The organism is Moorena sp. SIO1G6 (assembly GCF_010672795.1).
Classification (GTDB): domain Bacteria; phylum Cyanobacteriota; class Cyanobacteriia; order Cyanobacteriales; family Coleofasciculaceae; genus Moorena; species Moorena producens.
Genome location: NZ_JAAHFZ010000001.1, coordinates 589,790 through 597,841, shown reverse-complemented (window position 1 = coordinate 597,841; position 8,052 = coordinate 589,790). Strand labels below are relative to the sequence as shown.

7 protein-coding genes (1 of these 7 running past the window's edge) are annotated in these 8,052 nt (G+C 41.7%); 3 read left to right on the top strand and 4 right to left on the bottom strand.

Annotated features, from left to right (window positions below):
• A protein-coding gene (locus tag F6K63_RS02615) for a class I SAM-dependent methyltransferase (protein ID WP_008180259.1) crosses the window boundary here: on the bottom strand, positions 1-463 show its 5' portion. 371 nt of this gene lie to the left of the window's left edge; 463 of the gene's 834 nt are visible here — the first part of the coding sequence; it begins with the start codon at positions 461-463; its stop codon lies off the left edge, out of view.
• Between the two features lie 187 nt (positions 464-650).
• Positions 651-3,332: an ABC transporter substrate-binding protein gene (locus F6K63_RS02610; protein ID WP_008180263.1), complete on the bottom strand. Its 2,682-nt coding sequence runs from the start codon at positions 3,330-3,332 to the stop codon at positions 651-653.
• Between the two features lie 461 nt (positions 3,333-3,793).
• Between F6K63_RS02610 and F6K63_RS02605 the strand changes: the two genes are divergently transcribed.
• Entirely contained in the window at positions 3,794-5,311 is a 1,518-nt protein-coding gene (locus F6K63_RS02605; protein WP_202799158.1) for a TIGR04222 domain-containing membrane protein, read from the top strand.
• A gap of 450 nt (positions 5,312-5,761) precedes the next feature.
• Positions 5,762-5,998, top strand: coding sequence for an SAM-dependent methyltransferase (locus tag F6K63_RS37065; RefSeq protein ID WP_202799160.1), 237 nt, complete (start codon positions 5,762-5,764; stop codon positions 5,996-5,998).
• A gap of 372 nt (positions 5,999-6,370) precedes the next feature.
• Here F6K63_RS37065 and F6K63_RS02600 read toward each other — a convergent pair whose 3' ends face one another.
• Entirely contained in the window at positions 6,371-6,943 is a 573-nt protein-coding gene (locus F6K63_RS02600) for a transposase (protein WP_287294976.1), read from the bottom strand.
• 240 nt (positions 6,944-7,183) lie between these two features.
• A complete protein-coding gene (locus F6K63_RS02595; RefSeq protein ID WP_287310647.1) occupies positions 7,184-7,783 on the bottom strand; it encodes a hypothetical protein in 600 nt (199 codons plus the stop codon).
• Here F6K63_RS02595 and F6K63_RS02590 point away from each other — a divergent pair.
• Positions 7,729-8,040, top strand: a complete 312-nt coding sequence (locus F6K63_RS02590) for a transposase (protein WP_083373854.1) — start codon at positions 7,729-7,731, stop codon at positions 8,038-8,040. The genes F6K63_RS02595 and F6K63_RS02590 overlap by 55 nt on opposite strands.
• Positions 8,041-8,052 lie beyond the last annotated feature (12 nt).

Genomic DNA, 8,052 nt, shown 5'->3' with positions numbered 1-8,052 from the left:
TAGCAAAAACACACAAGCCCATTAAGCCTCCTGGTACCAGAAAACGTTTCCATAAGCGTAGATCAGCAGGAACGTTTGTCATTAAAGGCAGGGCTGAACAACATAACACTCTGTCGAAACTGTTGTCAGGAAAGTTTAGGGTCTCAGCATCAGCTTCGATTAGCTCAATATTAGTCAACCCTGCTGCGGAGATCTTGCGTTGAGCTTGATTGAGTAAACCCGTAGAAATATCTACTCCCACCACTCGACCATCCTGACCAACCCGTTTTGCTGCTTCAATAGCAACTAAGCCAGTTCCCGTAGCAATGTCCAAGATTTTTTGTCCAGGTCTGATATCAACATGTTCGATTAGACAATTTGCAAGCCGAGGATGGAAATCCCCCTTATCGTAAGAATTGCTCCTGTTATCATAGATAGTAGCAATTTCTTGTTTAAACTCACTTAGCTCAAGATTATTGGTCATGGTATTTTGCCTCTTTATAGTTGATGTTAGCCTAAGCATTCAGCTGTCAGCTGTCAGCCGTCAGCCTTGGCCGTTGGCCACGCTACGCGAATGGCTGATAACTGATAACTGATAACTGATAGCTGATAACTGATAACTGATAGCTGATAGCTGATAGCTGATAGCTAATAGCTGAATGCTTTTGAGCTTAATGCTTTTGATCACAAGAAGAATACTCAAGGGGCACAAACTCTAACCCAGACTCCTGGTTGGGACAAGGCACCACATGGACTAAGATTTGTGAGGGATTCTTACGATTACCGTTAGCCGGTTCAAACTCAATTTTTCCCGTTACCCCATCAGCACTAAAATCAGGACTTTTCAAGGTTTTCTGCATACCAAGACGTGTGGGATTCTTCTGTTTTTCGATAGCTGTAATCAACACACGAGTTGCATCATAGGCTAAAGCAGACCAGGCAGTTAAGGAATTAAAAGATTTTCCCCATAAGGTTTGAGCATCTTGATTAACTTGTGGGTTAGCACTGTTTAGGTGATGCCAGGAAACAGACACCACAAGGTTCTCGAATAGATCGGGTTGTTTAAGTGCTAGTGTTTTTGACCTGGCGATTCCCGAGGAACCCACCATCACATTACGACCATTGTTTTCCTTGATCATATCGATAGCATTAGTGACAGCATTGGTGACTTGACCATCAGGATTTAAAACAATAGCTGTGTCCTGGGTTTTCCCAATTTCCTCTATTGCTTGCTTAGGGTTAAAGTTGGGCTTAGATATATCGTAGTGTTTGATATCGACAAGTTCTCCTCCTTGGTTAGTAAACTGCTGTTTAAATTCTTGCCAGAACGAGTGAGTGAATGGACTGCGAGGATTATAAAAAACTGCCGCTTTTTGGTGACCATTTTCAACCAAATAATCAACCAAATATTGGGCTGCAATTTTAGCGGTAGGTACCGTCCGGAAGAAAAAATTTCTAGGGTGCTCTGTCAGTTCTTCCGTTGTGGAGCCAGAGGAGATTAACACTAGCTTATTACTATTATAAATATCCACAGTTTCCATGGTCATATCACTAGCATAGTGACCAACTACCCCTAGGATATCCCGTTCCTTGACTAGTGCCTTTGCCCTTTGGATCGCTTCTGAGGTGATATTAGCATCATCAGCAATAAGAACTTTTAGACCCTTACCCTTGATAGATTTACCGTTTATAACATCCTTTCCTAGTAACTTTTCAGTAAAGTTGTTAGGGAGTTTGTCATTATCCTGAAAAAGCTCTAAGTTAACTTCTGTTTGAGCGTGACCGATTCCTCGAAGAATTTTTTGAGCTAGCTCCCGATGTTTGACAGAGCCATTTTTGTTTCTAACGATGGGCACCGCCACAGCAATGGTGTAGTAATCGGATTTAGTAGCCTCTAAAAGGGCATTATTCAGATAAATTAACGTTTCTGGGTCTTTGTCTTCCTCTTGCCAGGATTTTAAGAATAAATTACCAGCTTTTTTATAGTTAGATTTTGTCCACCAACACCTCTCCCATCGTTGCCAAGTTTTTTGACTAAAAATGGCTAAGTTATCTCTCCAGGGAGTCTGACATTTTGCCATAAATTTAACACCCCGGTGCTTGAAACGTCGAGCAGAGGTTGTATCCAGTATCTCTTCTCCAGAACTAATCTTGTCTCCTAGCTTGTTAGGCTCTGTGGCAATTTTGTAAATTCCGTAAATGCTAAGGAGCGCAACAGTCCCTAACGCTAATTTAATCAAAAGTGTAACTAATGATCCTGACACTGGCCAACGCCATGGTTGTGCTTTAGGATGGTGATAAATCACCGGTAACCAAGTAGCGTAGGGTAATTTTTTATCTAATCGATTCTCTAGATAATGGAGTCTTTTTCGTGCTACTTTAACTGCCTTATGGAGAGACTTTCCTTGAGAAAATTCTTCGAGAAAGAACCTGAGGAAGGTCTGGGCAACTTCATCGGGGACTGGCTCTTTCATAATAATCGCTTGTGGCATTTGTAATCTAGCTAGAGCATTGGCTAAGCCTAAGCCATCACAGCTATTAAATATCGCTAGCTTCAAGCCGTTTTTAATGGCTTCCTTTAGAGCAGGAATTAAATCATCAATGATGAGACTGTCTTCCTGATTGATATAAATTCGACCACTTTCATCATTACATTCGCTAGAACTATGACCAGCAAAAAACAGAATATCCCAGCCCTCTTTTTCCCAAAGTTTATGGTCTAATTCCTCTCGTGTCGGTTCTACTAGAAAGCAGGAGGATGAATCTAAGCTAGAGACTTGCTGCCAATTGTTGTGGTCGGTTTCGATATCAATTCCGTCACTGTTACCAAGAATGGCTAATAGTCTGACTCGATTTCTCAGTTTAGTTTCTGGAGTTGGCTGGTATTCCAAGGGAATTAAACTAAATTCAACGGAGTCATGATTATTTTCCCATACATCCCAGAGGTGCCATGGTAATCGTTGAAGCTGAGGATTATCGGTCTGAATCAATACCCGAATATCACGATGACGGCTTAACTCAGTTGTTAATTGATTTCTGATCTGGTCAAAGCCATCGGATCTAGAATTCAGCCATTGGTTAATATTGTTGCTTAACTCGTCAACCAATTGCTCACAGGATTTCATCGAAGAGATGTACAGTCCTTTGGGAGTTAAGCGGGGGTTTCGGTAAAAATACTCTAAATTACGATATCCTTTCTGCCAATCGGTGTATAGTTGATAAATTTCGGGGTTTGGTGCCAACCGACTCATAATTTTTCCTTCAGCTGACTTGTCTGTTGTTCCCCATGCCAAAGTGACTCGAATTCCCCTGTCTAGGTCACCATCTAGTGTTAGAATAACTACTCTATTCATTTCTATTTATTGCCGTATTTTTGTAGATTGCCAGATCCAATCACCGACAGGAGTCTCCTTGACTCTGATTGACTGACGAAAATTTGCATGTTGATGATTAGCGCTGTTACTCCCTCAGGATTTACTAGGAATTTTAATCCTAAGAATTGTGAGTCAAGCAGCGCTTTGAGTTATGGGGGTATGGGATTTAGGCAACTAGCATACTTGATAGTATATGGACTATACCATATTTTTGAAATTATCCAGAAATATTTAAACTATCTTCACACTAATTTGAAGCCAGACTGCCGCTCTAATGGTATGCGTAGTGCTATATCAGGCTGCTGAGAAAAGCGATTGGCCGTAGGCCACGCTACCCGAACGCAAAATCAAAACACCTTTTCATAAAACCTTGTTTTTGGGCTGAATATAAATATATGGGTAGATTCAGGTAACTAGCATTGTACAGGAAAACACAAACAATGATGAACCTTCAACAAACCCAACTCTATCAACGCCTTCAGGCATTTTCCTTAGATGATCCTGATGCCAAATTTCCCTTTAGCAAGCGACTGGCTCGGGAAAATCACTGGAGTCTTAAATACACTAAGCGAGTGATTGATGAATACAAGAAATTTGCGTTTCTAGCAGTAGTAGCTGACCATCCCGTTTCCCCTTCTGATCCAGTGGATCAAGTGTGGCATCTACACTTGACCTATACCCATTCTTACTGGAATGAATTTTGCCCAAACATTCTACAAATCCCCTTTCATCATCTGCCTAGTGGTGGTGGTGCCAGTGAAAAGTCTAAATTCGACGATTGGTACACTAAAACCCTAGCCAGCTATCACTATTTCTTTGGGGAAGCACCACCATTAGATATTTGGGCACCTGCTGATCTTCATGTTAGTCAGCATGTCAATTTTGTGCGGTTAAACCCTCAGCAGTACTGGATTTTACCTAAAGTTAATTTGCCTAAAGTTAGTTTGCGTAAGGTTAGTTTAGACTCACTACCCAACTTCGGCCTCAACCAATACAGGATGGTTTTCCTATTGTTCGTCTTGGCAGTAACCATCACAGGTTGTGAGTCATTAGTCTTAGTCAATAGCGCAAACCCAATTAATTTCACAGGACTATTATTTCTCGGGTTTTATCTAGTTCTAGTAAGTGCTGCGGTGGTCTTGGCCTACGGTTTACGTTGGTATCTACAACAACCAGCTTCCGATCCTGAGGGGAAATCCATCTCTCTCGATGCCTATGAGACAGGCTATTTAGTTGGAGGTAAAGAGCGAGCTGTCGATACAGCCATCGTTAACCTTGTGCAGGGTGGACATTTAAAACCTGTGCCTGAATACCGAGGGCTAGAATTAGTAAATCCTTTGGTTTACAAAAATGATCCCCTTGAGTTGAAAATTGACATTGGTGCTAGAACTGGTCAGACTATAACTCAAATTAGAGCATCCGCTGCATCCGCTACAGACCAAATACGCGATCGCTTAACCGATCTCAATCTCTTACTTACAGAAGACCAAACCAAATCAGCCCAGCAATATCCCGCACTCCCTCTGTTTGCTGTCTTGCTCCTAGGAATCAGCAAAATTATAGTAGGCATTTCGCGACATAAGCCAGTCGGTTTCCTGATGATACTGTGCCTCATCACAGCAATCATGGGTTTGTTCTTTCTGGTTGAACCAGTAAACCGTAGTGGTTACGGCGATACTGTATTAGACAACCTAAAAGTTAAGCATCAGATGCTGGAAAATGCTCAGAATAATTCTCAAGTAGCCCTGGCATTTGCTCTATTTGGTAGTACAGTTTTGAGCCAAAATGGTCTACAAAACTTGCGAAAGGTATTTAATCCTCCCAGCAATTCTGGTAATAGCAGTAGCAGTGGCTGCAGTAGCAGTAGCTGCGGTGGCAGTAGCTGCGGTGGCGGTAGCAGCTGCGGTGGCGGCTGCGGTGGCGGCTGCGGTGGCGGCTGCGGTGGCTGCGGCGACTAAAGAGTTATAGCGGTTCCCGCGACTGTGAGGTACATCTCGATCAGCCCTACTAGGGGAAAGAAATTTGGTATGTACCTCATCTAACTACAGAATCGCTATAGTTGATCGTTATCCTTCTGTTCCCTGATGGTGCCAAAGCATGGTTTAAGAGTAGCTTTGATGATTGCTTTTGGCTGACCTTTGTTAATCACAGGAGGTGGGATGGAGTAAAGTTATTATCTTACACCATTCTCCCCTCTTTTCTTTATGAGTTTATTCTGAATTTCAAGATTAGCCGAAATTGAGATTAAAAATTGACATTATTGAATTTTTTATTTAGTATAATCAAGGATTTAAAGGCAATCAATTTTGTTCATAGGGAGATTTAGTTTGTAACAAGATTACATTCATTGCTATTCAACCCAAGAGCAAAAACGCCTAATTGAACAAGCTCAATATTGGCGATAAAAACTGATACTGCGTGATTTAAACCTGTCTGGTGGTGAGCATGTCCTAGAACTCGGTTGCGGTGTCGGAGCTGTCTTCGGAATAATTTTGGAAACTTTTCCAGATTTAAGAGTAGCTGGAATTGACCTACAGTCTACCCAAATTGAGTACGCTCATCACTATTTAAATACTCTTGGTTTCGACAATATTGATCTGTGTGTAGGTGACCTGGGGGCGCTTGTCGCCCCCCCAGGTTTTTAGAGTATGTTTACTCTTGTCTAGAGCCAACTCTCAGGCAAATGACGGAAAAACTGGGAAAGGATTATCAACGATTAAAAGCCGGTCTAGAATTTTTTCGAGGTCTTTCAAAGCAGCCAGAAAGTGCAGCAACAATTACAGTATATCGGGCTTCAGGCACACGGTAGTCAAATCACAGACTAAGAGTATCTGATCCAGGACTTACGCAGACACAGTATGTATGTTATATGTTGATCGTTATCCTTCTGTTCTCCTTTCCCTGTTCCCTGCTCCCTATTTCCTATTCCCTGCACGCAGCGCTATAATTGGCTTAAGCTTCATCTTCATTTGCCGCAATAGAAGTGAGCAGTTTGATCCTAATGAAGCCTCCCCCACCTAGCTTTGCTTGAGGTGGGGGTGTCCTATGCTATCGTTTGAGGTTACCCATAGATCACATAAGACTGCCCGACTTCTAGGCAACCGAGTAGAACTTTTGCTACTACGGTTCTCACTGTCATTTCTGCGAGTGAGTTCTTGAATAGCTCTAGCTGCAATGTTGTAACTAGCGCTTAAATCAGCGTTGTATCGTTTACCGTTACTGAACGTAGCTAGAGCGTAATTTTTCCGATCACGCCAAACTGTTCCACTACCGTCATAAGCGTTGCTAGATGTTCCTCGGGCAACTACATCACAAATCTTCCCGCCAGATTCGATCCATTTCATTTCCGTTAATTCTCGAATTATAGACTTTAACCAACCGTGGAAACGCTGTTTAAGATTAGATTTATTCTTACCACCTTTGGGCTTCCAGTTTTTTAGATATTCAAAAGCGATAACCGAAACATTATACTCAATGCTGATCTCAACAATCCCCTTAGAGACTATCTGGGCTATTTGACGGTTAATGTGGCGACATTTCCGATAAGTATTCCGGCAAAAACCTTTGTGTAACCTTCCGCCTTTACCCATCGTTTTAGACGCTTTTTTTGAGACTGATTTCAGCTTTTTATCACGACGGTCTATGTCTCTGACTGGGTGAATAAATTCACGATAAATTACAGTGCCATCGGACTCAACGACTGAAATAACAGCAGTTTTATTAATTCCTCTATCTACTCCTACTACACGATTAACTTCTTTTTTATGATTAGGTTTGCAATCAAACGGAACGGATAACCACGCTTTACCATTTCGTTGAATCAGCGACGGTTACAGCTGTTTGTTAGCTGGGATAGTATGTCGATTCCTAGTTGAAACGATCCCAACCGTTGTCCATACCCAATTTTTCCCGTTTAATACTTTGATTTGAATTTGTTCGAGGGAATCTAACCGATAACATTGACCTTGATCAAGTGCTGGATAACAGTTAGCTCCAATCGTCATTAATGGTGGCTTAGCATCCCGTCTCTTCCGTGACTGTCCACATTGCCAGTCTCTATATCTCGTTACAAAGCTGCTAACTTGCCCCAAGGAAAAAGCGATAGCAGCACGACGATAATAAGACGGCAATTTATAAAATACTCGATTAAATATTTTATACTTAGGGTTAGGGTTTTTATTGGTTTGGTGCATTAGCCGTTCTACGGCTGTAACGGCTTCTTTTGTATCTTTGGAACCGATTGTCTCCCAATGGGTAAATAGTATTGAAGTCAAAAACTTACAGGCACGTTGATAAACAGAGATTGTCTCAGCAAACATTAATTGCTGAGGGGCACTTGGGTTAAGACTCCACTTATCGGTGCGAAGAATTTTCTGTGACTTCTTTGCTATCATGGCTACATGATAGAACATGTGTTCTTGTGGTTTCAAGCCGTCTAAGGTCTTTTTCCCATAGCGTTGGCTCGATTGAGATACATATAGTGTTTGTCACGAAGTCTCGTTATCCGGTGAGATCTGGTGATGTAGAGTTAGACATAATCGATCTCATCCATGGAATATGTCAGAAACACCGCTGCCTACTTAAAGAAGCGAAAGGTGACTTAGTTAAAAATGACCAGATCCACTTACTGATAGATTTGGCACCTGATGTATTAATAAGCACGAAAATTAGGGAGATAACCATTTAACCATTAATAATA